Raw genomic sequence first — 21667 nt, forward strand, 5'->3', positions numbered from 1 at the left:
TACCTTACCGCGATGGTAAGGCTTAGGCTAGCTTTCTCGAAGTCGAAACTTAAGGAGATTTAATGACGATTCTCAAAAACTTCGGTGGCGCCGCTGCATTTGCTGCGTGCGTTGTCATATCGATGCCGGTTGCGTTTGCACAAGCATCAACACCCGCTGGCTCGATGTCAGGCATGGACATGTCGGCAATGAAAGGCAACCCGGCCGATGAGGCTACCAAAGCGTTCCAGGCGGCCGACCATTCGATGATGTCGGGCATGTCCGGCATCGAGTACACCGGCAACGCCGACCATGACTTCGTTACGCACATGATTCCGCATCACGAGGGAGCAGTAGCAATGGCCAAAGTCGAGCTGAAATACGGGAAAGATCCGAAGTTGCGGGCATTGGCGAAGGAAATTATCGCTTCACAAGATAAAGAGGTCGCGTTCATGAAGCAATGGCTGGCCGCCCACCCGCAGAACAAATAATCGCAGCGCCCAGAAACGACAAAGCCCCGCATGCGGGGCTTTTTAAATTTTCAACCAATCTGTCGGCTGAAATTTACAGCGAGTAGCCTTCAGTTTCCAGCGAACGGATACGCTTTTCGAGCTGAACGATATCCGACGATTGAGCCAGATACTCTTCGCGACGATTGCGTTCGGCGGTTTCAAACCAGACGCTGACTTTTTCGAGCAAGAATGCAAACATGATTTTTTCTCCAAGGATCTCAAATGAATCCCCGGCGGTTCGGGTCAGGGATATCCCTCGAAAGGGTTAACCATGATTATAGATGAACCTTGACTCGAGCGTTAGTGAAATGCCTGAATTGTGTGCATTCTGTTTTGGAATGGTGCATGCACTACGACCGAACAAGTCACTGATTCGTCTAGTTTTTTTGGACGAGCGCAGGTCGTTCGCGGAAATATGCACCATCCTGGTTCTTTTCGACGAGCCATGAAGTGTAATTGCACCAACCCGGTCAACCTGCAAGTCGCTCGAGAATCGGACAGTCTGGCCGGTCGTCGCCGTGGCAATTGACAGCGAGGTGCGCGAGCGTATCGCGCATATCGGTGAGCTCCGCAATTCGCCGATCCAGTTCTGCGACATGCTCAAGCGCAATAGCCTTGACCTCCGCGCTGGCGCGCTTACGGTCCTGCCATAGTGCCAAAAGCTTTCGAATGTCCTCGACAAGGAAACCCAGCCGCCGCGCCTGCCGCACAAACTGCAGCGCGTGAACCTCATGCGTCCCGTAGACGCGATAGCCGGACGTCGTTCGCCCCACTGGCGGCAAAAGCCCGACGCTTTCGTAGTAGCGGATCATCTTCGCCGTTACCCCCGATGCACGCGCTGCTTCACCGATGTTCATCGCCGATCCCCAAAATTTTATCCAACTGTACACCTTCCAACCGTGGGAGGGTATAGCATGGCTGGTTCTTGCAAACTCAACAAGGGGTTAGTCATGACCGAATTTCAAGTGGAAGGCATGAGTTGTCAGCACTGCATCGCGGCGGTAACACGCTCGATCCACGAAGTCGATGCAACCGCCGAGGTCCAGGTCGATCTCGAACACGGAAAAGTCGTGGTGACGTCGACCGAAACCATCGATGCGCTTAAAGAAGCCATCGATGAAGCGGGCTACACGGTTCTGTCGGCAAAAGCCGCATGACAATGGGAGGCTCGAACTTCAAGGTCGCGTTGATTGGCGCATCCGGACTACTTGGCCGCGCTGTTGCAAACGAACTCGTCGTTCAGAGGCAGTGGCAGGTTGCTCGAACGGCATTTCGGCATGGCGACGCGACCACTTTCATACTCGATATCCGAGACGAAGACGCTGCGCGCCGGTTCATCCTTGAGCAGAGGCCGGATGCCATCGTGGTAGCTGCCGCAGAACGGCGCCCCGATATATGCGAAAACGATCCCTCGCTCGCAAGGGCATTGAATGTGGATGCGTTGCGCTTCATCGGGACGGTCGCTGGCGAAATCGGGGCATGGGTACTGTCGATTTCCACCGACTATGTATTCGATGGCACTCAACCGCCCTATCATCCGGACGATGCACCGAATCCGCTGAACGCCTACGGCCGAAGCAAGCTCGAGGGTGAGCGTGCGTTGATGCAAACGACTGAGGATTCCTGTGTCTTGCGTCTGCCGCTGCTGTACGGGCCGGTGACTGACTGGGGTGAATCGGCCGTGACCAGCCTGGCGCCTGCGGTTGCGAAGTCAACCGGCGATAATGCTCCAGCACTCATGGACGCTTGGGCAACGCGTTATCCGACCTTTACGCCGGACGTGGCGGTCGTGGTGCGGCAATTACTGGAGCGCTGCGAGTCCGGCACGCCCGTCAATGGCGTGATGCACTGGTCTGGCAATGAGCCAATGACGAAGTTTGATATTGCAACGAGCATTGCTCGGGTGTTGCGGATCGACGCCAGGATTCTTCCCCAGTACACGCCGGCCGACGCAACACCTCGCCCGAAGAATTGCCATCTCGCATCGGCCGCACTGGAGTCGATGAATCTCGGTCGAAGGACGCCATTTGAGACTGGAATTCAGGCCGTTTTAAACAACTGGCCATTAGCGACAGTTGCACGGAACTGACAAGGGTATTCCGCGCGCCCTTGCGCGCTTGTATGGGTTGCGGACCCCTTCAATTTGCGCTGTAAACGCAAAAACCCCACCTTGATGGGGTGGGGTTTTAGCGACTGCGATGAGATGCAGAGGATGAGGAGCCTGACGATTACCTACTTTCACACGGGTATCCGCACTATCATTGGCGTGGAGTCGTTTCACGGTCCTGTTCGGGATGGGAAGGGGTGGTACCAACTCGCTATGGTCATCAGGCATTGAGGGGGTGTTCAGTCGCTGATGCGGTGCGACTGAACCAATCTGGGGAAGAAGTAGTCGAGTGCATGTGGGGAGTTAATCGCGCACGCCTCGTTGTTACGGGTAAAGCTTGGGGTTGTGTTTGCTACTACTTATATCAGGCACAACACTGATCTCAACCCATGCGTGTACTTAAGACCCCGCGCATGGCGCGGGATGGGGCATCCATACGTGCTTAAGCACTCATGGCTGCCGACACACACTGGTTATAGGATCAAGCCTTACGGGCAATTAGTATCAGTTAGCTTAATGCATTACTGCACTTCCACACCTGACCTATCAACGTCCTGGTCTAGAACGACCCTTCAAGGAGCTCGAAGCTCCAGGGATATCTCATCTCAAGGCGAGTTTCCCGCTTAGATGCTTTCAGCGGTTATCTCTTCCGAACATAGCTACCCGGCGATGCCACTGGCGTGACAACCGGTACACCAGAGGTTCGTCCACTCCGGTCCTCTCGTACTAGGAGCAGCCCCCTTCAAATATCCAACGCCCACGGCAGATAGGGACCAAACTGTCTCACGACGTTTTAAACCCAGCTCACGTACCTCTTTAAATGGCGAACAGCCATACCCTTGGGACCGGCTACAGCCCCAGGATGAGATGAGCCGACATCGAGGTGCCAAACACCGCCGTCGATATGAACTCTTGGGCGGTATCAGCCTGTTATCCCCAGAGTACCTTTTATCCGTTGAGCGATGGCCCTTCCATACAGAACCACCGGATCACTATGACCTGCTTTCGCACCTGCTCGACTTGTCGGTCTCGCAGTTAAGCACGCTTATGCCATTGCACTATCAGCACGATTTCCGACCGTACCTAGCGTACCTTCGTACTCCTCCGTTACACTTTGGGAGGAGACCGCCCCAGTCAAACTGCCTACCATGCACTGTCCCCGACCCGGATCACGGGCCAAGGTTAGAACCTCAAACAAACCAGGGTGGTATTTCAAGGACGGCTCCACCGAAACTAGCGTTCCGGTTTCATAGCCTCCCACCTATCCTACACAGATCGGTTCAAAGTCCAATGCAAAGCTACAGTAAAGGTTCATGGGGTCTTTCCGTCTAGCCGCGGGGAGATTGCATCATCACAAACACTTCAACTTCGCTGAGTCTCGGGAGGAGACAGTGTGGCCATCGTTACGCCATTCGTGCAGGTCGGAACTTACCCGACAAGGAATTTCGCTACCTTAGGACCGTTATAGTTACGGCCGCCGTTTACCGGGACTTCAATCAAGAGCTTGCACCCCATCATTTAATCTTCCGGCACCGGGCAGGCGTCACACCCTATACGTCCACTTTCGTGTTTGCAGAGTGCTGTGTTTTTATTAAACAGTCGCAGCCACCAGTTTATTGCAACCCCTTCACCCTTTGCGCGCAGGCGCATCAAGCTACAGGGGCGTACCTTATCCCGAAGTTACGGTACCAATTTGCCGAGTTCCTTCTCCCGAGTTCTCTCAAGCGCCTTAGAATACTCATCTCGCCCACCTGTGTCGGTTTGCGGTACGGTCTTGTTAAACTGAAGCTTAGAGGCTTTTCTTGGAACCACTTCCGATTGCTTCTTCACCTAAGTGAATGGCCTCGTACCCTTGAATTCCGCGCCCGGATTTGCCTAAGCGCCTTCTCCAATACAAGGACCGGGACTTCCAACACCCGGACAACCTTCCGCGATCCGTCCCCCCATCGCATTTAACAATGGTGCAGGAATATTAACCTGCTTCCCATCAGCTACGCATTTCTGCCTCGCCTTAGGGGCCGACTCACCCTACGCCGATGAACGTTGCGTAGGAAACCTTGGGCTTACGGCGAGGGGGCTTTTCACCCCCTTTATCGCTACTCATGTCAGCATTCGCACTTCCGATACCTCCAGCACACTTTTCAATGCACCTTCACAGGCTTACGGAACGCTCTCCTACCATGCGAGATAAATCTCGCATCCGCAGCTTCGGTATATTGCTTAGCCCCGTTACATCTTCCGCGCAGGACGACTCGATCAGTGAGCTATTACGCTTTCTTTAAAGGGTGGCTGCTTCTAAGCCAACCTCCTGACTGTTTTAGCCTTCCCACTTCGTTTCCCACTTAGCAATATTTGGGGACCTTAGCTGGCGGTCTGGGTTGTTTCCCTCTTGACACCGGACGTTAGCACCCGATGTCTGTCTCCCGTGATTGCACTCTTCGGTATTCGGAGTTTGCTATGGCGTAGTAATCCGCAATGGACCCCACAACCATGACAGTGCTCTACCCCCGAAGGTGATACACGAGGCACTACCTAAATAGTTTTCGGAGAGAACCAGCTATTTCCAAGTTTGTTTAGCCTTTCACCCCTATCCACAGCTCATCCCCTAATTTTTCAACATTAGTGGGTTCGGTCCTCCAGTACGTGTTACCGCACCTTCAACCTGGCCATGGATAGATCACTTGGTTTCGGGTCTACGCCCAGCAACTGAACGCCCTATTCGGACTCGCTTTCGCTACGCCTGCCTTAATCAGTTAAGCTTGCTACTGAACGTAAGTCGCTGACCCATTATACAAAAGGTACGCCGTCACCCCTTCGCAGAGGCTCCGACTGTTTGTATGCATGCGGTTTCAGGATCTATTTCACTCCCCTCCCGGGGTTCTTTTCGCCTTTCCCTCACGGTACTGGTTCACTATCGGTCGATCACGAGTATTTAGCCTTGGAGGATGGTCCCCCCATCTTCAGACAGGATTTCACGTGTCCCGCCCTACTTGTCGTACACCTAGTTCCACACATCCGCTTTCGCCTACAGGGCTATCACCTGCTATGGCCACACTTTCCAGAGTGTTCGGCTAACGGTCGTGCTAAAGAGTACAGGCTGATCCCATTTCGCTCGCCACTACTTTGGGAATCTCGGTTGATTTCTTTTCCTGCGGTTACTTAGATGTTTCAGTTCACCGCGTTCGCTTCACGTAACCTATGTATTCAGTTACGGATGACCCAGAAGGGCCGGGTTTCCCCATTCGGACATCTACGGATCAAAGCTCGTTTGCCAGCTCCCCGTAGCTTTTCGCAGGCTACCGCGTCCTTCATCGCCTGTGATCGCCAAGGCATCCACCACATGCACTTGTTCGCTTGACCCTATAACGAGTGCGTCTCCGAGACTCCTCCCGACTCCGAACCGAAGTTCAGCTTCGAGGCAAACCTCTTTCACACCGCTATAGGTTGAGTATTCGTGTTGCGCCGTATTCCAAAGCAATCTCTCGATCACTTTTTCATACATTGATACAATCACAACCCTGATTCACCTACTCACACACCCATCTCTAAGTATGCTTTCGTGAATCTCTTTACTACTTCTTCCAGATTGTTAAAGAACGACAGCATCACCTGAAGCGCTATGCTCCACATGATTTTACTGACTGGCTCAATCGCCAATGCAAATCACGCTCGACCGGCATGGCTCGGTCTAAACGTGCTTGGCATTGATGATTGGTGGAGGATGACGGGATCGAACCGACGACCCCCTGCTTGCAAAGCAGGTGCTCTCCCAGCTGAGCTAATCCCCCAAATACCTTGATGCTTGAGGGTCTGCATTTATCTTCGTTCGTTCTTTCAAACGTTCAAGAGTAAATGGTGGGTCTGGTTGGATTCGAACCAACGACCCCCGCCTTATCAAGACGGTGCTCTAACCAACTGAGCTACAGACCCTTAGCCTGTCTTCTTACAGCCGATAAGCGTGAGCACTTTAGTGCTTCGTTCAGAAGCGTTGAGCTCGAGAAAGGAGGTGATCCAGCCGCACCTTCCGATACGGCTACCTTGTTACGACTTCACCCCAGTCATGAATCCTACCGTGGTGACCGTCCTCCTTGCGGTTAGACTAGCCACTTCTGGTAAAACCCACTCCCATGGTGTGACGGGCGGTGTGTACAAGACCCGGGAACGTATTCACCGCGGCATGCTGATCCGCGATTACTAGCGATTCCAGCTTCACGTAGTCGAGTTGCAGACTACGATCCGGACTACGATCGGTTTTCTGGGATTAGCTCCCCCTCACGGGTTGGCAGCCCTCTGTTCCGACCATTGTATGACGTGTGAAGCCCTACCCATAAGGGCCATGAGGACTTGACGTCATCCCCACCTTCCTCCGGTTTGTCACCGGCAGTCTCCTTAGAGTGCTCTTGCGTAGCAACTAAGGACAAGGGTTGCGCTCGTTGCGGGACTTAACCCAACATCTCACGACACGAGCTGACGACAGCCATGCAGCACCTGTGTATCGGTTCTCTTTCGAGCACCCCAGCCTTTCAGCCAGGTTCCGACCATGTCAAGGGTAGGTAAGGTTTTTCGCGTTGCATCGAATTAATCCACATCATCCACCGCTTGTGCGGGTCCCCGTCAATTCCTTTGAGTTTTAATCTTGCGACCGTACTCCCCAGGCGGTCAACTTCACGCGTTAGCTACGTTACTAAGTCAATGAAGACCCAACAACTAGTTGACATCGTTTAGGGCGTGGACTACCAGGGTATCTAATCCTGTTTGCTCCCCACGCTTTCGTGCATGAGCGTCAGTATTGGCCCAGGGGGCTGCCTTCGCCATCGGTATTCCTCCACATCTCTACGCATTTCACTGCTACACGTGGAATTCTACCCCCCTCTGCCATACTCTAGCTCGCCAGTCACAAATGCAGTTCCCAGGTTAAGCCCGGGGATTTCACATCTGTCTTAACGAACCGCCTGCGCACGCTTTACGCCCAGTAATTCCGATTAACGCTCGCACCCTACGTATTACCGCGGCTGCTGGCACGTAGTTAGCCGGTGCTTATTCTTCCGGTACCGTCATCCCCTCACAGTATTAGTGCAAAGGTTTTCTTTCCGGACAAAAGTGCTTTACAACCCGAAGGCCTTCTTCACACACGCGGCATTGCTGGATCAGGGTTTCCCCCATTGTCCAAAATTCCCCACTGCTGCCTCCCGTAGGAGTCTGGGCCGTGTCTCAGTCCCAGTGTGGCTGGTCGTCCTCTCAGACCAGCTACAGATCGTCGCCTTGGTAGGCCTTTACCCCACCAACTAGCTAATCTGCCATCGGCCGCCCCTATAGCGCGAGGTCTTGCGATCCCCCGCTTTCTTCCGTAGATCGTATGCGGTATTAATCCGGCTTTCGCCGGGCTATCCCCCACTACAGGACACGTTCCGATGTATTACTCACCCGTTCGCCACTCGCCACCAGGGTTGCCCCCGTGCTGCCGTTCGACTTGCATGTGTAAGGCATGCCGCCAGCGTTCAATCTGAGCCAGGATCAAACTCTTCAGTTCAATGCCTGTTACTGTTTTCTATTCTTCCGAATAGGTCGCTCACTCAACGTACTGACAAGTTCCTCCCATCTTTCCATTTCTGAAAAGACGCTCAAAACCTACCTTAATACTAGTGTGAGACTTGATACTTTCGCTTCACGGCAGCATCCCGAAAGACACCACCACGCTCCAAAGCAAAACACCAAGCGCCCACACTTATCGGCTGTTAGTTTTTAAAGAACATTCGCTCCAAACCGCAGCATCCCGACCCTCAGAACACCACCGCTTTCGCGTCGCTGCGTTTGCAGCACAGAAACGAGATTATGTAGAACGTTTCGCTTTTCGTCAACAGGTTTTTTACTCAACCCGCGACTTCCGATTTTGCTGCAAGGCCCGTCCTGCTTGGCTCTGCGGCTTCCTCTTGCGCGCCACTGCACCTGCACTTTCTCACTTCCCTTCGCCTCGTTGTGAAGCGAAGGAACGGAATTCTAGTGCCCGTTTCAACACTGCGCAAGGGGTTCGGGAAAAGAATTTTACGGGTGCGTGCAGGTGCTCGCGTAACGCCGGTAGTCGGGCCTGACAAACCGCGGGTCGCTTTACGGCTCAAGCCCTCATATAGCGACTACAATCAAAGGTTCTTTGCACCTGATGAATATGCCTCCTATGCGCTCGCGAATCGCCAAACGACTTCCCCCTGACGCCGACAAACTAGTCGGCCTCTCGCTCTCGCTGTTTGCGTCGGGCAGCCGTATTGAAGACCGGTTTTGGGAAGCGCGCCTCGATACGCTTCTCGCAAAGATCGTCCGCAATGGGAACCAGACGGCGCTCGACGCCGCGCTCGACCACCTGCAACTCAAATTCCCCGATGCGTACGGCGCGCTCGCCGACATGGCCGAGACGCAGAGCGAGTCGTTCACCATCGATATCGACGGTGTCGCTCATGACGCGCTTCTGATTGCGGCGCCGGTGCTTGCTTGGACGAGATACTCGATTCCGTCTGGTCCGTTGAAAGCCGATGTCGCGGACGCGTTGCGCACTCAATTGCAGGCCCATGTAATGGCGGACGGCGCCAGGGTCGCGGTTTCGCCGTATCTGTACAGCATCGATCAGTTGCCGCGACACCATGTGGAAACGTCGCGCGTTGCGCAATTGCTGATCCAGACCGTGCTGGGCCAGGCGCCCGCTCGATTGAACCTGGCGGATTTGCCCGAGACATCGCCGATTCTTGCCGATCCGCGTTTTCTGCTCGCGATGGCGATCGTTCCCACCGGTTCAGCGCTGTTTCGCTGGCAAGAGGAGACAGACGGCGTTCGGGTCGAACGCGGTCAATGTCTTGAACATTGGGCAACCCAAGGCGGAGCGACCTTTGCGACCGTTCTGCCCGGCTGTGAATTCGAGTGCCTGCTGCCCGACGCGTATTACTCGGCGTGCCGCGACGCCGACGAACAGGTCCGCCCGCACTCGGTGCGCACCGCCGTTCGCTATCTCTTCGACACGTTGGGAACAGCGCCGGACGAACTGCGTGCGGTCATCGCGGGATTTGGCGAGCAGCGTATCGATGAATACAGGATTGGATTTACCCGCCGGGGCAGCAACGACGTGATCTACGGCGTTGTATGGCCACTCTATGGGCGGGAAAATGGCGAGCCTGGCGCTGAAGCGGACGATGTAGCGGAACTCGAAGGCGCGGATGGTCCGGTTGAAGCGATCGTTGGGCTGCTAAAGCGCTCAGGGTTGACAGATGTTCGGCGGCATTCCGGGCGCTTCGAGCCGGAATACTGCGAAGATTGCGGCGTTCCGTTATATGCCGATCCGTTAGGCGAGATCGTGCACGCCGAAATGCCGGAAGATGCTGAGCCTGCCCAGCCGCACTTTCACTAACTTTCCAACTCGGAAAAACCAACGGATTGCGATTTTCATAATAGAAACGACACAATCAATAACTAACCGACCGGATTGAATCGACGAGACAGCCGCTCCATTAACGTTGGAGCGGCATTTTTTTGCGAATTCGCTACATCACAAACTTTGGCGAATTAAAACCTACGACTTAAAAACGCAAATTCGAGGCGCGACAAGACTGTCGGGCCTTGGCGTTGATCGGATATGTCTCAATCTTTCCTGTCGTGCTCATCGCGCTTAAGAACCTTCTATAAATAACGCGCTGCGCTAAGAAACTATCTCAGACACGCCCGCATTTTTTACGAATTCATAAGATCCGCCTATGCCGTTCGGACAGGGCGCATTTTTCTCTGCAATTAGTCATCATGGGCTTAATCGCATATGCCCGTTCTTCACAAACGGGAATCGCGTGAAAATCAAATGACTAGGGGCAGACATGAAATTCACAATAGTTAATTCGGAAGCTGAACGTCGCGAAGGTTTGAAAGCGCTACTGCGGCACATAGACCGGCGGGCCCGCTTCAATGAGGCGAAAGATTGGCGGCAAGCTGCAAGCGCGGTCCTGAGACTCGAGCCGGATATGATCGTGATCGACTGGCACAAGGCCATGCGCATGGCCGACCTGCGAATGCTGCTCGAGGCTTTCCCGAGAACACCGGCAGCCATCATTGTTGACGAAGCCTCCACGCCCAAGGTCCGCTTGTTCCTGGCCGCAGGGGCGCGAGGCGTCGTGCCGCGCGACCTCGATCCGACGTTGATCGTCCGTGCGCTGGAAATGGTGCTGCTCGGGGGCCATTACGTCCCCGCAAATGCGCTCGATCCAACGTTGGAACCCGGTCTTGCCGCGCGCCGCGAAACTGAGCCACGGGAGTTTCGGAAGGGATTGAAGCGGTTCAACACGCTGTCGCTGCGTCAGCAACAGATCATGCGATGCCTGCACATGGGGAGCACGAACAAAATTATCGCGAAGACGCTGGGGATCAGCGAGGGCACGGTGAAAATACACCTTGGCAGTATCTTCCAGCAGCTCGGCGCGCCCAATCGCGCGGCGGCAGTGGCGATTTATAACGGCTGGCAGAACCGTCATTTGGAAGTATTGAGGCGGGAGGCTGATGCTTCGCCCCGCCCGTCGCTCGGCGACGCAGGCGTCATTCCGTTGCGAGCACCGGCCTCGGCAACCTACTCGCCGCGTCCGGAAGAGGACGAGGATCTGATGCCGATGGCTGCTCAACCCTTGCCGCGCTTTGGTGACTGACAGCACTGCATAACCACGAAACGGCGCACGGGCGCAACGCACAAGTTACGGCGTTGCGCCCGCTAAACCACGCTGGCACAGTCAATGCACACGTTTCCGGGCGCAAACGAGTAATATGAGATTTATGGGTTTCTTCTACACACCTCTCCCGCTGTGGCTTGCAATAGGTGGCTGGATAGTCACTGCGGGTGTGCTCGCGCTTTGCATCTGGAAGAACCCGTTTCGCCGGCTGCAGGACGGAACACTTCAGCATGTGTGGTTCGGGATCGTGGTTGCGGTTACGGTGCTGTGGGCCTGCAATACATGGTTCGAAGACGGTCCGGCCATTCATCTGCTCGGCGCAACGCTGATGGTCACGCTATTTGACTGGCAGCTCGCCATGGTCGGCATGGCAGTGGCGACGGGCCTGGCGGCTGTGGTGCTTGATGCGGCGTGGCCCGGGGTTCCGGTGACATTCCTCTTGTTCGGCGCCTTGCCAGTCGCCGTGTCTTCGCTGCTGCAAAAAGCCATTCAGGCGTGGATTCCCCGGAGCTTGTTCGTCTTTATCCTGGGTCACGGTTTTCTCACTTCCGCTGTTGCTGTCGCAGCGGCGTGTGCTTCAGGTCTGCTGCTCCAAATCATCCTTGCCGACGGGCGGCTGTTCATACCTGCGGGCTTTACGCTTGCCGCCACGCTGCTGGTTGCCGGCGAAGCGCTCTTCACCGGCCTTTTCACAATTCTCATCACCGTCTACAGGCCGACCTGGATCACGACTTTTGATGTCCGGCGGTATCGGCTGGATCGTGGGCCGCGAGTCTGAACGCAGCTGGCCGCGGCCAGCCTGCTAAAGAATTTGATATAAGATGGAACTCCTGCTCACTGTCAGGCATCTTACGTGCCTGATGTCTCTTTAGTGCCCAACCCGATGGATAGTATTCAAGTACCGCGTCGACTGCTTCGGCTGGTCGGCCGGCTGGTAGCAATAGCATCCGCAGCGACAATCACGTCAGCCCTTTTCAACGTCACTGCGTTCGCCGATACGGTCGACGACCGCAATGAACTCGTCAATCACTTCGTGACCGACTTCAACGCCAATCCCTTGATGGCCGATTGCGCCGCGCACGGCAGCTTCGTCGCGAGTACATCGACGGCGTTTGATCGCGTCGAATTTCCAGCGAGTTCGTTCGATGCCGCGCATGGCAGCATCGTCCCGTGGAATGATTCGTTCGATGATCACAAGCAGCGGATCAAGGTTGATAACGTGGTGACCGTCGAGGGGCTCGGCGTGTCGAAGGACGGCGACGCAACGCCACCGACACTCAAATTTCGATGCGGCTACGTAGGCAGCCAGATGCTGGCGTTCGGCTGGAATGACCCGGTGCCTGCGGCGAGGCCGCGTGCCGAACCACGATCCGGTCACAGCGCTCGCGGCAAGCACAGCGCCGTCAAGGGCAAAGCCGGATCGAAGGGCAAGGCATCCGCTTCGACAGCGAAGAAATCGTCCTCGACCAAGTCGACGAAGAAGAAGCACTGACGCCAGGCAAAACAAAAGGACGAGATCGTCGCTTACGATCTCGCCCTTTCTTGAACGCGCTCCTGAACGCGCATCAGCCTGTCCGCGCGAGTCAGAACGCCTGCAAATGGCGCAAGATGGCCTGCAGCATCGCCGCGCCAAGCGCCGCACTGCGTTCCCCGTTCCATCCCACCCGCTCGTCCGGCAGGTTCGCGTTGTCCTTGAACGGCATTTCGAGCGTCAGAGACAAACACCCGAACTCATTGCCAACGTACTTCGATGCGAGCTTCAGCGCGTCAGTCTGGTACTTGCTGGCTTCGTAACCGTACACATCCTGAAAGTCAGGACTCGCCTGCTTGAAGCATTCGATAAACGCCTTCTGCTCCTCGGCCTGCTTTTCGGTGAACCCCGGCAACATCTCCGAGCCCGCCACGAACACGTAAGGCAGTGCTTCGTCGCCGTGAATATCGAAGAAAAGATCGCAGCCTATTGCGTGCATGGCGTTGCGTACCGCGAGCACTTCCGGGCTGCGCGCGCCGTCCGGCTCCATCCATTCGCGATTCAGGTTGGCGCCTGCCGCATTCGTGCGCAGGTTGCCAAGAACGCTGCCATCGGGATTCATGTTGGGCACGATGTGAAACACGGCGTGCTCGAAGACCAGGCGCGCGACCGGATCGCCGGCCCAGTCGCCCCACCCTGCCAGCCGTTTGATCAGGCCTTCGACGAACCATTCGGCCATGGTTTCGCCCGGATGCTGACGCGCGATGATCCAGACGTTTTTCTTCGGCTCAAGTGTTATGTGATCTTCTTCGCCGTCTTCAGCTTCGTCTTCATCGTCTTCAAGCAAGCCCAGCGTCAAAAGTGCCATCGGGCGGCCTTGCACGGTGCGGCCAATTTCCGTGAGCGTGGCGTGCGGCATCTGTTGTACCGCGCCGATGAAACCTGCGTGCCGCTCTTCGCTGTACGGCTCGAAGTAAGCGTAATAGATGGCATCGAAATCGGGCGTGTGCTCGATCGTCATTACCCGGCCGTCATAACGGGTCGGCACCCGGAACCAGTTGATCCTGTCGTAGCTGGCGACCGCGCGATAGTCGCGCCAGCCGTCGGCAAACGCGCAGTCGGCGGCATTTTCGAAGGTCAGGGTGAGCGCTACATCGCGGACGTTACCCACGCGAAAGTAGAACCACTGCGCGAAATCGGCGTGGCTGTCCGGGCGGATACGCAGGCGGATGTCGGCGGGGTTATCGGCGGAAACGACGTTGATCGCGCCCGCATCGAAATGACTCGTGATTGAGATGCTCATGACGCTTCCTTGATTTGTCCAGTGCAGCAGCAGGTCATTGCATCAAGCCCCAACGCGCCGGCGATACACATACGTGGCGTCAGTCGATGCTTTTTTATCGAACGCGTAGCCTTCGCTGCCGAAATCCTTGAGGCCTTCCGGTTCATCGATTCTATGCTGCACGGCGAACCGCGCCATCAACCCGCGCGCACGTTTTGCGTGAAAACTGATGATCTTGTACTGGCCGTTCTTCCATTCCTGAAACACGGGCGTGACGATTGGCGCGTCGAGCCGCTTCGGCTGCACCGACTTGAAATACTCGCCGGATGCGCAGTTGATCAGCACCTTCGCGCCGCGCTGCTTTTTCATCTGCCCGTTGAGCGCCACCGTGATGCGATCGCCCCAGAACGCATAAAGATCTTTGCCCCGAGCGTTTGCGAACTTCGTGCCCATTTCCAGCCGATAAGGCTGCAACAGGTCGAGCGGCCGCAGCAATCCGTAGAGCCCGGACAACACCCGCACATGGTTCTGCGCGTAGTCGAGGTCGGCCGCATGAAGCGATTTGGCGTCGAAACCTTCGTAGACGTCACCGTTGAACGCGAGCATGGCCTGCTTCGAATTGTCCTCACTGAACGTCGGCGACCAGTCGGCATAACGCTGAAAGTTGAGTCGCGCGAGCGGGTCGGAGATATGCATGAGACTGCCGATATCCTGTGGCGAGAGTTTGCGCAGCGCCTTGATGAGCTCGGCGGAATCTGCGGTGAATTCAGGCAACGTGTGCTTCGTCACGTGCGGCGGGGTCTCGTAGTCGAGCGATTTGGCCGGCGAGAGAACGATTATCATAGGGGCTCGCCGGCACGCTTGCCAACGATGAAGACGGAAACCCTCGATTGTATCGAATGAAAAAATCCCCCGCGTGGCGCGCCGTGCTCGATTCGAATGTGTGGATCGACATTCTTGTTTTCGATGACCCCGATTCCCGCCCCATTCGCGCCGCGCTCGAAGCCGGCACGCTGGAAGCGTTGATCGATGCGCGTTGCCTGAAAGAACTGACGTATGTGCTGGACTATCCGCAATTCGTGCGCTTTGCCGTAGACAAGGCCCAGGCACTGGAAACGGTTGCGCGGCTTTCTCGCCTGGTTGAAACCGAACCGCTGCCCGAAGACGCCCCGCCGCTGCCAAAATGCAAGGACCGCGACGACCAGAAGTTCCTCGAACTGGCGCATGCAAGCAAGGCAGACTGGCTGGTATCGAAGGACCGGGCGCTGCTCAAACTTGCGAAACGCACCGCGCGTGATTTTGGCTTCCGGATCGCCCAGCCGGCGCCATTCGTGACCAGCTTCAACGCGCAGGTCGAGGCCAATGCGGAAACGAACGCAATCGACGTTTAAAATACGACACATTCTTCCAGCGCAGCCGATCGAAACCACTATGAACGCCTCGCACGACCTTCCGCATTCCGCCGCCGTTCCTGCCATCACGTCACGTCTGCCGAATGTCGGCACGACCATCTTCACGGTCATGAGCGCACTCGCGACACAGACAGGCGCGGTCAACCTTGGCCAGGGTTTTCCGGATTTCGCCTGCGATCCGCGGATCGTGGATGCGGTGGCGAACGCGATGCGGGACGGCCACAACCAGTATCCGCCGATGGCCGGCGCCGCGCCGCTGCGTCACGCGGTCAGCGAAAAGATCGAGCGGCTCTACGGTCGCAAATACGACGTGGATCGCGAAATCACGGTGACGGCCGGCGCCACGCAGGCCATCCTGACGGCCATCCTGTGCTGCGTGCATCCAGGCGATGAAGTCGTCGTGATCGAGCCGATGTACGACTGCTACGTCCCGGCTATTGAACTGGCGGGCGGCAAGCCGGTGTTTGTATCGCTGGAAGCACCCGACTACGCACTCCCCTTCGATAAGATCGCCGCAGCGATCACGCCCAAAACGCGCCTTCTGATCGTCAACACGCCGCACAACCCGACGGGCCGTGTCTGGCGCGCCGCCGACATGCAAAAGCTCGACGAAATAATGCGCGGCACCGACGTGCTGATCCTCTCCGACGAAGTCTACGAACACATGGTCTTCGACGGCGCGCCCCACGAAAGCGTCTCGCGTTATCCGGACCTGGCCGCGCGCAGCTTCGTGGTATCGAGTTTCGGCAAGACGTTTCATGTGACGGGCTGGAAGGTCGGCTATGTCGCTGCGCCCGCGGCTCTTACGGCCGAGTTCCGCAAGGTACATCAGTTCAACGTGTTCACCGTGAATACGCCAATGCAGGTCGGCATTGCGGAGTACTTGAAGGACCCGTCGCCTTATATGGATCTGCCCGCTTTCTACCAGCAAAAGCGCGACTTTTTCCGTGCGGGCCTCGCGAACTCGCGCTTCAAATTGCTGCCCTGCGACGGCACGTATTTCCAGTGCGTCGACTATTCGGCCATCAGCGACTTGCCCGAAGCGGAATTCTCGCAATGGCTCACGAGCGAGATCGGCGTGGCGGCCATTCCGGTATCCGCGTTCTATCACGAGAGCCACGAATCCGGCGTGGTGCGTTTTTGCTTCGCGAAAAAAGAAGCAACGCTGCGCACCGCGCTCGAAGGCCTCGCGAGCCTGTAGAACTTCAGATCTTCGGCAGTTCTTTTTTCTGCGCGTCCATGAACGCCAGCCGGTCGGCCGTCACTTTCTGTGCGGCCGGCCGTTCCCCCACGCGCCTGTTGTGCGCCTTCCAGTCGATACCCGCCTCCAGCAGGAAATCCGCGCCATAAACCGCTTTTGTCGTCAGCCCGACGAGCGGCAAATTCACGAATGCACTCACATCGGCGATACTGAAGGTCGTGCCAAGCGCGTACGGTTGGAACTTCGCAATCCGCTTGAGTCCCGCTACGCCGTGACGGAGCCGTTTTTCGGCGCGCGACTTCGTATAGTCGGTGACGGTGCCGCCAAAAAACGCCTGCTTGTAGAGATCTCGCGCGACGAGTTCCAGATGCAACTCGATGAACGCAATCATCTCGCGCTCCTTGGCGGCCGTGAACGGATCGGCGGAAAAGATGGGCTTGTCCGGATATGCGCTCGCCAGATATTCGATGATCACCTGTGACTCGCACAGCGATCCGTTCCCGGTCTCGATATACGGCACCTTACCGAGAGGCGACCGGGCGAGCGTCGCTTCATCCTGGCCAAAATTGGCCCGCACCTCCTCGAACGCAATGTCGTGTTCGAGCAGCACGAACTTCACCTTGTTCACGTAGTTGGACAGCGGAAAACCATACAGCTTGAGCATCGCGAGTCTCCTGAACGTCTTTCGTTTTTAATAATGCATGCAATCGACGGCCTTTGAGGCCATCTCACCAACAGCACGACCGTGCTAATCTAGCAAAATAAGGAGTGAGACACACCATGAGTTTTCGCGACACAGTGATTCGAACGTTGGGCGTGGTCGGCAGCGGCGCGATGGGACGCGGTATCGCGCAGATCGCGGCGACGGGCGGCCTGACCGTACGTCTCTTCGATGCCAACAAGGAAGCCATCACGGCCGCTCGCGAGTATCTCGCCGATACCCTGAACAAACTTGCCGCAAAAGGCAAGCTCACCGAAGCCGAAGCGCACGAGGCGCTGGCCCGCATTCATGCGGCGGAGGCGATCAGCGACCTCGCCGATTGCGATGTCGTGATCGAGGCGATCGTGGAAAAGCTCGATCCCAAGCGCGAGTTGTTCCGCGAGCTGGAAGGCATCGTTCGCGACGATTGCATCCTGGCGTCGAACACGTCGTCGCTTTCCATCACCGCGATTGCCGCCGGATGCACGAAGCCCGAACGTGTCGTTGGCCTGCATTTCTTCAACCCCGTGCCGCTGATGAAAGTGGTCGAGGTGATCGATGGATTACGCGGCGACCCCGCCGCCGGTGACGCGCTCATGGCGCTCGGCCGCCAGATGGGCCATACGCCGGTGCGCGCGAAGGACATGCCGGGGTTCATCGTGAATCACGCCGGGCGCGGCATGAACACCGAGGGCTTGCGGATCGCCGGCGAAGGCGTGGCGAGTTTTGCCGATATCGACCGGATCATGCGCGAGCAGGCCGGCTTCAGACTCGGACCGTTCGAGTTGCTCGACCTGACCGCGCTCGACGTTTCGCATCCGGTGATGGAGTCGATCTATCACCAGTTTTACGAGGAACCAAGATTCACGCCGTCGCCGATTACCGGGACGCGGCTTGCCGGCGGGTTGATCGGGCGCAAGGTCGGCGAAGGTTTCTATAAGTACGTCGATGGCAAGCAGCAGACGCCCGAAGAAGCGCCTGCGCCGACCACGCTGCCACGGCGCGTCTGGGTGAGCCGTGCGTCGGTCCAGGCGCGCGAGGAAGTGTTCCGGCTGATCGCGAAGATGGAAACGAATGTCACCATCGATACCGGCGGCACGCCCGCGCCGGATTCGCTGATCATCGTGACGCCGCTCGGCCACGATGCAACCACGGCATGCGTCGCGGAAAAGCTGGATGCGTCGCGTACGGTTGCCATCGACACGCTATTCCCGCTCGCCGATGCCACCCGCCGCGCCATCATGACCACGCCTGCGACCACGGCCGAGTTCCGCGACGCTGCGCACGCCCTCTTCGCTTTCGACGGCGTTCCTGTCACCGTGATCCGCGATTCCACGGGGTTCGTTGCGCAACGCGTGGTGGCGACCATCGTGAATATTGGTTGCGACATCGCGCAGCAACGCATCGCTTCACCCGCCGATATCGATCTCGCCGTGACGCTCGGGCTGGGGTATCCGCGTGGTCCGCTCGCACTCGGCGACGCACTCGGTGCGACGACCATCCTCACCATTCTGCGCAACATCCAGGGCGTGCTGGGTGACCCGCGTTATCGCCCGTCGCCGTGGTTGACGCGTCGCGCACAGCTTGGCCTGTCACTCACCTTCGATGAGGCAGCAGAATGAGCGCCGAACTGCTCTCCGCGCGGCCGGCCGAAAGCGACACTACGCTCGTTCTGAAGCTGTCCAATCCGGGCGCGCGCAACGCGTTGCACCCGGATATGTACGCAGCCGGAATCGAGGCGATGAACACGGCCGAGCGCGATACATCCGTGCGCGCGATCGTGCTGACCGGCGCCGACAACTTCTTTTGCGCCGGCGGCAACCTGAACCGCCTGCTTGAAAACCGCGCGAAGGATCCGTCGGTGCAGGCGGCGAGCATCGACATGCTGGGCGAATGGATCGTGGCGCTGAGGTCATCCACAAAACCGGTGATCGCGGCCGTGGAAGGCGCGGCAGCGGGCGCGGGCTTCTCGCTCGCGCTGGCGTGCGACCTGCTCGTCGCTGCCGATGACGCCAAGTTCGTGATGTCGTACGCCCGCGTGGGCCTCACGCCCGATGGCGGCGGCTCGTGGTTCCTGACGCGCGCCTTGCCACGTGCGCTTGCCACCGAGATCCTGCTTGAGGCCAAGCCGATCGGCGCCACACGTTTGCACGAAGCCGGCGTGGTGAATCGCGTGACGAAACCCGGCGCGGCGCTCGATACCGCCATCGCCTGGGCCGACGAACTCGGCCGCATGGCGCCGAAAGCGCTGGCGCAAATCAAGACGCTGATCGCATCGGCTGAAACGCAATCGCTTGCCGAACAACTCGACGCCGAACGCGACGGTTTTGTCGACGCGCTCCATAACGGCAACGCGCTCGAAGGCATCAACGCGTTCCTCGAAAAGCGGCCACCGCTCTACAAATGATGACCACGCCCTACGAACTCCCAAAACGCCGCCGCATCTTCCTGATGCGTCACGGCGACGTGACGTATTTCGATGCAACCGGCCGCGCCATCGACCCAATGGGCGTGCCGCTCAATGAACGCGGCCGCGACGAAGCGACCGCGGCCGGAAGCGAGTTCAAGGCGCAGCAGATCCGCTTCGACAAGGTCATTGTCAGCGGTCTGCCGAGAACGATCGAGACGGCACAGCGCGTGCTGGCTGAAACGGGTCAGGAAATCGCAATCGATGTCTGGCCGGAATGGGAAGAGATCCGCGGCGGCCGCTTGAGCAACCTGCCCGCGAAGGATATCGAGCGCGCGTTTCTCAGCGTGTTCGACGGCATCGTGCCGGAGACAACCGCGTTCCTTGGCGGCGAGACCATCGGCGAATTGCTGGATCGTGTGTTGCCGCCACTGCGACGGCTGCGGGACGATTCATCCTGGGACACCGCGTTGCTGGTATTGCACGGCGGCGTGAATCGCGCGTTGTTGTCGCACGCGATCACAGGCGGCGGACGCATGTTCTTCGGGCATCTGTCGCAGACAACGGGATGCATCAACGCGCTCGATATCGGCGACAAACCCGGCGACTGGGTCATCCGCGCGCTGAATCATTCGCCGCCGTCGCCCCTTCACGCAAGCGCGCGCAACACGACCATGGAATTGCTCTACGAACAATTCGTGCGATACACGTCAGCCTTGAAGTAACCGCGCAAGCAGCGACAACAGCGCTTCGAAGCGCGACGCTGCATGTGGACCAGCCTATGAACGCAATCCGGAGGAGACAACGATGGCTTCAAACGACGCGCCCTTGCCCGTACAGCAGGATTTCTCGGCGTTCGAAGGAACGCGGCCCGTCAACGAGCGCCAACAGTTCGACATGGAAGCGCTGTCAGCGTGGCTTGAAACGCATATCGAAGGTTTCGTCGGGCCAGTCAGTGTCGAACAATTCGCCGGCGGCCAGTCGAACCCCACGTTCAAGCTGATCACGCCCTCGCGCAGTTATGTGATGCGGTCAAAGCCGGGACCGGCGGCGAAGCTGTTGCCATCGGCGCATGCGATCGATCGTGAATACCGCGTGATGGATGCGCTTGCCGACACGGACGTACCGGTTGCGAAGATGTTCGCGCTATGCGATGACGAAAGCGTGATTGGCCGCGCGTTCTATTTAATGGAGTTCATCGAGGGCCGCGTGTTGTGGGACCAGGCGCTGCCGGGCCTGACGCCCGCCGAGCGCGGCGCCATCTACGATGAAATGAATCGCGTGATCGCAGCTTTGCATTCGGTCGATATCATCAAAGCGGGTTTGGACACCTACGGCAAGCCAGGCAACTATTTCGAGCGCCAGATCGGCCGATGGAGCAAGCAGTACCTTGCGTCGCAAACCGAACCCATCGAAGCGATGAACAAGCTGATCGAGTGGCTGCCGAAACATATTCCGCGCGGCGGCGAAAGCGTCTCCGTTGTTCATGGCGACTTCCGGCTCGACAACCTGATCTTTCACCCGACAGAACCGCGCGTTCTCGCCGTGCTCGACTGGGAGTTGTCCACGCTCGGCGATCCCCTCGCCGACTTTGCCTATCACTGCATGGCATGGCATGTCGATCCGACGCAATTTCGCGGTATCGGCGGACTCGACTGGGCGGCGCTCGGCATTCCGGACGAACAGACCTACGTCGCGCAATATCTCGAACGCACCGGCCTGAAGATCGAAGGCGACTGGAATTTCTACCTCGCCTACAACATGTTCCGCATCGCCGCGATCCTGCAGGGAATCATGAAGCGCGTGAGCGAGGGCACAGCCGCGAGCGCACAAGCGATCGATGCAGGCAAACGTGCCAGGCCGATGGCCGAACTCGCATGGTCTTACGCGCAAAAAGTGACCGGATAAA

The 21667-nt window shown here is 57.5% G+C and carries 18 protein-coding genes, 2 tRNA genes and 3 rRNA genes; 13 read left to right on the plus strand and 10 right to left on the minus strand.

What is annotated here, in order from left to right; all coding sequences use genetic code 11:
- The first annotated feature begins 62 nt into the window (after positions 1–62).
- Positions 63–470, plus strand: a complete 408-nt coding sequence (copM, locus tag AX768_RS09825; RefSeq protein ID WP_061999804.1) for a CopM family metallochaperone — start codon at positions 63–65, stop codon at positions 468–470.
- 73 nt (positions 471–543) lie between these two features.
- Here copM and AX768_RS32725 read toward each other — a convergent pair whose 3' ends face one another.
- The gene (locus AX768_RS32725; RefSeq protein WP_086382270.1) at positions 544–690 is read right to left on the minus strand and encodes a DUF3563 family protein; all 147 of its coding nucleotides are present in this window, start codon (positions 688–690) and stop codon (positions 544–546) included.
- A gap of 271 nt (positions 691–961) precedes the next feature.
- Positions 962–1348 carry a Cu(I)-responsive transcriptional regulator gene (cueR, locus tag AX768_RS09830; RefSeq protein WP_061999805.1) on the minus strand — a complete coding sequence of 129 codons (387 nt, stop codon included), beginning with the start codon at positions 1346–1348 and terminating at the stop codon, positions 962–964.
- Positions 1349–1441: 93 nt separating this feature from the next.
- Between cueR and AX768_RS09835 the strand changes: the two genes are divergently transcribed.
- Together AX768_RS09835 and AX768_RS09840 are read left to right on the plus strand one after the other, a co-directional pair.
- Positions 1442–1648, plus strand: a complete 207-nt coding sequence (locus AX768_RS09835) for a heavy-metal-associated domain-containing protein (RefSeq protein WP_061999806.1) — start codon at positions 1442–1444, stop codon at positions 1646–1648.
- A gap of 2 nt (positions 1649–1650) precedes the next feature.
- Positions 1651–2580, plus strand: coding sequence for a dTDP-4-dehydrorhamnose reductase family protein (locus tag AX768_RS09840; protein WP_061999807.1), 930 nt, complete (start codon positions 1651–1653; stop codon positions 2578–2580).
- A gap of 130 nt (positions 2581–2710) precedes the next feature.
- Here AX768_RS09840 and rrf read toward each other — a convergent pair.
- The 5 genes from rrf to AX768_RS09865 all read right to left on the minus strand — a co-directional run bounded on the left by rrf (position 2711) and on the right by AX768_RS09865 (position 8128).
- Positions 2711–2823: ribosomal RNA gene (rrf, locus tag AX768_RS09845) — 5S ribosomal RNA — on the minus strand.
- 252 nt (positions 2824–3075) lie between these two features.
- Positions 3076–5958, minus strand: a 23S ribosomal RNA gene (locus AX768_RS09850).
- A 352-nt stretch (positions 5959–6310) separates the two neighbouring features.
- A tRNA-Ala gene (locus AX768_RS09855) sits at positions 6311–6386 on the minus strand.
- Between the two features lie 65 nt (positions 6387–6451).
- Positions 6452–6528 (minus strand) — tRNA-Ile (locus tag AX768_RS09860).
- Positions 6529–6597: 69 nt separating this feature from the next.
- Positions 6598–8128: ribosomal RNA gene (locus AX768_RS09865) — 16S ribosomal RNA — on the minus strand.
- The 16S, 23S and 5S rRNA genes sit together here with 2 tRNA genes alongside, the layout of an rRNA operon.
- A gap of 642 nt (positions 8129–8770) precedes the next feature.
- Here AX768_RS09865 and AX768_RS09870 point away from each other — a divergent pair.
- The 4 genes from AX768_RS09870 to AX768_RS09885 all read left to right on the plus strand — a co-directional run bounded on the left by AX768_RS09870 (position 8771) and on the right by AX768_RS09885 (position 12777).
- Entirely contained in the window at positions 8771–9988 is a 1218-nt protein-coding gene (locus tag AX768_RS09870) for a DUF2863 family protein (protein ID WP_061999808.1), read from the plus strand.
- Positions 9989–10445: 457 nt separating this feature from the next.
- Entirely contained in the window at positions 10446–11264 is an 819-nt protein-coding gene (locus AX768_RS09875; RefSeq protein ID WP_061999809.1) for a LuxR C-terminal-related transcriptional regulator, read from the plus strand.
- Between the two features lie 124 nt (positions 11265–11388).
- Positions 11389–12063, plus strand: a complete 675-nt coding sequence (locus tag AX768_RS09880; RefSeq protein WP_061999810.1) for an energy-coupling factor ABC transporter permease — start codon at positions 11389–11391, stop codon at positions 12061–12063.
- 105 nt (positions 12064–12168) lie between these two features.
- Complete coding sequence (locus tag AX768_RS09885; RefSeq protein WP_061999811.1) at positions 12169–12777, plus strand: BspC domain-containing protein; 609 nt, start codon at positions 12169–12171, stop codon at positions 12775–12777.
- 91 nt (positions 12778–12868) lie between these two features.
- Here the strand turns inward: AX768_RS09885 and AX768_RS09890 are convergent, their stop codons facing one another.
- On the minus strand, positions 12869–14059 hold the full coding sequence (locus tag AX768_RS09890; protein WP_061999812.1) for a M14 family metallopeptidase: 1191 nt from the start codon (positions 14057–14059) through the stop codon (positions 12869–12871).
- 42 nt (positions 14060–14101) lie between these two features.
- On the minus strand, positions 14102–14881 hold the full coding sequence (yaaA, locus tag AX768_RS09895; RefSeq protein WP_061999813.1) for a peroxide stress protein YaaA: 780 nt from the start codon (positions 14879–14881) through the stop codon (positions 14102–14104).
- Positions 14882–14937: 56 nt separating this feature from the next.
- Here yaaA and AX768_RS09900 point away from each other — a divergent pair, with 56 nt between their 5' ends.
- Both AX768_RS09900 and AX768_RS09905 read left to right on the plus strand, forming a co-directional pair.
- Positions 14938–15429: a putative toxin-antitoxin system toxin component, PIN family gene (locus tag AX768_RS09900; protein ID WP_061999814.1), complete on the plus strand. Its 492-nt coding sequence runs from the start codon at positions 14938–14940 to the stop codon at positions 15427–15429.
- A gap of 40 nt (positions 15430–15469) precedes the next feature.
- Positions 15470–16651, plus strand: a complete 1182-nt coding sequence (locus AX768_RS09905) for a pyridoxal phosphate-dependent aminotransferase (RefSeq protein ID WP_061999815.1) — start codon at positions 15470–15472, stop codon at positions 16649–16651.
- A gap of 4 nt (positions 16652–16655) precedes the next feature.
- Here AX768_RS09905 and AX768_RS09910 read toward each other — a convergent pair whose 3' ends face one another.
- Entirely contained in the window at positions 16656–17315 is a 660-nt protein-coding gene (locus AX768_RS09910) for a glutathione S-transferase family protein (RefSeq protein ID WP_061999816.1), read from the minus strand.
- Between the two features lie 116 nt (positions 17316–17431).
- Here AX768_RS09910 and AX768_RS09915 point away from each other — a divergent pair, with 116 nt between their 5' ends.
- From AX768_RS09915 to AX768_RS09930, 4 genes are all read left to right on the plus strand, one after another.
- Positions 17432–18973 carry a 3-hydroxyacyl-CoA dehydrogenase gene (locus AX768_RS09915; RefSeq protein WP_061999817.1) on the plus strand — a complete coding sequence of 514 codons (1542 nt, stop codon included), beginning with the start codon at positions 17432–17434 and terminating at the stop codon, positions 18971–18973.
- Positions 18970–19758 (plus strand): oxepin-CoA hydrolase, alternative type, encoded by a 789-nt coding sequence (locus AX768_RS09920; RefSeq protein WP_061999818.1) that lies wholly within the window; start codon positions 18970–18972, stop codon positions 19756–19758. The genes AX768_RS09915 and AX768_RS09920 overlap by 4 nt, the downstream gene beginning before the upstream one ends.
- Positions 19755–20483: a histidine phosphatase family protein gene (locus AX768_RS09925; protein ID WP_231941254.1), complete on the plus strand. Its 729-nt coding sequence runs from the start codon at positions 19755–19757 to the stop codon at positions 20481–20483. The genes AX768_RS09920 and AX768_RS09925 overlap by 4 nt, the downstream gene beginning before the upstream one ends.
- Before the next feature lie 82 nt (positions 20484–20565).
- On the plus strand, positions 20566–21666 hold the full coding sequence (locus AX768_RS09930; protein WP_061999819.1) for a phosphotransferase: 1101 nt from the start codon (positions 20566–20568) through the stop codon (positions 21664–21666).
- The last annotated feature ends 1 nt before the right edge of the window (position 21667 follow it).

This window comes from Burkholderia sp. PAMC 28687 (genome assembly GCF_001577465.1).
In the GTDB taxonomy this organism is placed as follows: Bacteria; Pseudomonadota; Gammaproteobacteria; order Burkholderiales; family Burkholderiaceae; genus Caballeronia.

Coding starts and splice junctions, on each gene's coding strand:
- AX768_RS09870 (WP_061999808.1), top strand. CDS start 8,771: ATGCGCTCGCGAATCGCCAAACGACTTCCCCCTGACGCCGACAAACTA.
- AX768_RS09900 (WP_061999814.1), top strand. CDS start 14,938: ATGAAAAAATCCCCCGCGTGGCGCGCCGTGCTCGATTCGAATGTGTGG.
- AX768_RS09885 (WP_061999811.1), top strand. CDS start 12,169: ATGGATAGTATTCAAGTACCGCGTCGACTGCTTCGGCTGGTCGGCCGG.
- AX768_RS09875 (WP_061999809.1), top strand. CDS start 10,446: ATGAAATTCACAATAGTTAATTCGGAAGCTGAACGTCGCGAAGGTTTG.
- copM (WP_061999804.1), top strand. CDS start 63: ATGACGATTCTCAAAAACTTCGGTGGCGCCGCTGCATTTGCTGCGTGC.
- AX768_RS09910 (WP_061999816.1), bottom strand. CDS start 17,315: ATGCTCAAGCTGTATGGTTTTCCGCTGTCCAACTACGTGAACAAGGTG.
- AX768_RS09880 (WP_061999810.1), top strand. CDS start 11,389: ATGGGTTTCTTCTACACACCTCTCCCGCTGTGGCTTGCAATAGGTGGC.
- AX768_RS09930 (WP_061999819.1), top strand. CDS start 20,566: ATGGCTTCAAACGACGCGCCCTTGCCCGTACAGCAGGATTTCTCGGCG.
- AX768_RS09890 (WP_061999812.1), bottom strand. CDS start 14,059: ATGAGCATCTCAATCACGAGTCATTTCGATGCGGGCGCGATCAACGTC.
- yaaA (WP_061999813.1), bottom strand. CDS start 14,881: ATGATAATCGTTCTCTCGCCGGCCAAATCGCTCGACTACGAGACCCCG.
- AX768_RS09915 (WP_061999817.1), top strand. CDS start 17,432: ATGAGTTTTCGCGACACAGTGATTCGAACGTTGGGCGTGGTCGGCAGC.
- AX768_RS09920 (WP_061999818.1), top strand. CDS start 18,970: ATGAGCGCCGAACTGCTCTCCGCGCGGCCGGCCGAAAGCGACACTACG.
- AX768_RS32725 (WP_086382270.1), bottom strand. CDS start 690: ATGTTTGCATTCTTGCTCGAAAAAGTCAGCGTCTGGTTTGAAACCGCC.
- cueR (WP_061999805.1), bottom strand. CDS start 1,348: ATGAACATCGGTGAAGCAGCGCGTGCATCGGGGGTAACGGCGAAGATG.
- AX768_RS09905 (WP_061999815.1), top strand. CDS start 15,470: ATGAACGCCTCGCACGACCTTCCGCATTCCGCCGCCGTTCCTGCCATC.
- AX768_RS09835 (WP_061999806.1), top strand. CDS start 1,442: ATGACCGAATTTCAAGTGGAAGGCATGAGTTGTCAGCACTGCATCGCG.
- AX768_RS09840 (WP_061999807.1), top strand. CDS start 1,651: ATGGGAGGCTCGAACTTCAAGGTCGCGTTGATTGGCGCATCCGGACTA.
- AX768_RS09925 (WP_231941254.1), top strand. CDS start 19,755: ATGATGACCACGCCCTACGAACTCCCAAAACGCCGCCGCATCTTCCTG.